The sequence below is a fragment of the Paraburkholderia sp. CNPSo 3076 genome (assembly GCF_026343935.1).
Lineage (GTDB): Bacteria > Pseudomonadota > Gammaproteobacteria > Burkholderiales > Burkholderiaceae > Paraburkholderia > Paraburkholderia nodosa.
Genome location: NZ_JAPMAL010000118.1, coordinates 1 through 1111 on the forward strand (window position 1 = coordinate 1; position 1111 = coordinate 1111).

Annotated in this window: 1 rRNA gene; it reads right to left on the reverse strand. The window is 50.3% G+C overall.

Annotated features, from left to right (window positions below):
• A 16S ribosomal RNA gene (locus M3A49_RS42295) occupies window positions 1–955 on the reverse strand; the annotation flags it as partial.
• Window positions 956–1111: the final 156 nt, after the last annotated feature.

Consider the following 1111-nt stretch of genomic DNA (forward strand, 5'->3'; position numbering starts at 1 on the left):
TCCACCGCTTGTGCGGGCCCCCGTCAATTCCTTTGAGTTTCAGTCTTGCGACCGTACTCCCCAGGCGGAGTGCTTAATGCGTTAGCTGCAGCACTAAAGGGCGGAAACCCTCTAACACTTAGCACTCATCGTTTACGGCGTGGACTACCAGGGTATCTAATCCTGTTTGCTCCCCACGCTTTCGCGCCTCAGCGTCAGTTACAGACCAAAAAGCCGCCTTCGCCACTGGTGTTCCTCCACATCTCTACGCATTTCACCGCTACACGTGGAATTCCGCTTTTCTCTTCTGCACTCAAGTTCCCCAGTTTCCAATGACCCTCCACGGTTGAGCCGTGGGCTTTCACATCAGACTTAAGAAACCGCCTGCGCGCGCTTTACGCCCAATAATTCCGGATAACGCTTGCCACCTACGTATTACCGCGGCTGCTGGCACGTAGTTAGCCGTGGCTTTCTGGTTAGGTACCGTCAAGGTACAAGCAGTTACTCTTGTACTTGTTCTTCCCTAACAACAGAGTTTTACGACCCGAAAGCCTTCATCACTCACGCGGCGTTGCTCCGTCAGACTTTCGTCCATTGCGGAAGATTCCCTACTGCTGCCTCCCGTAGGAGTCTGGGCCGTGTCTCAGTCCCAGTGTGGCCGATCACCCTCTCAGGTCGGCTATGCATCGTTGCCTTGGTGAGCCGTTACCTCACCAACTAGCTAATGCACCGCGGGCCCATCTGTAAGTGATAGCCGAAACCATCTTTCAATCATCTCCCATGAAGGAGAAGATCCTATCCGGTATTAGCTTCGGTTTCCCGAAGTTATCCCAGTCTTACAGGCAGGTTGCCCACGTGTTACTCACCCGTCCGCCGCTAACGTCATAGAAGCAAGCTTCTAATCAGTTCGCTCGACTTGCATGTATTAGGCACGCCGCCAGCGTTCATCCTGAGCCAGGATCAAACTCTCCGAAGAAATGTTTGACTTGCTCAATTTAAAAAAATAAAAATTAACGTTGACGTTTGTCGCTTTGTTCAGTTTTCAAAGTTCAACCGCCGCTCTTAAGCGACTTTACTATCTTATCAAGTTATCAACATAATGTCAACAACTTTTTTAAAAGAAAAGAGAGAT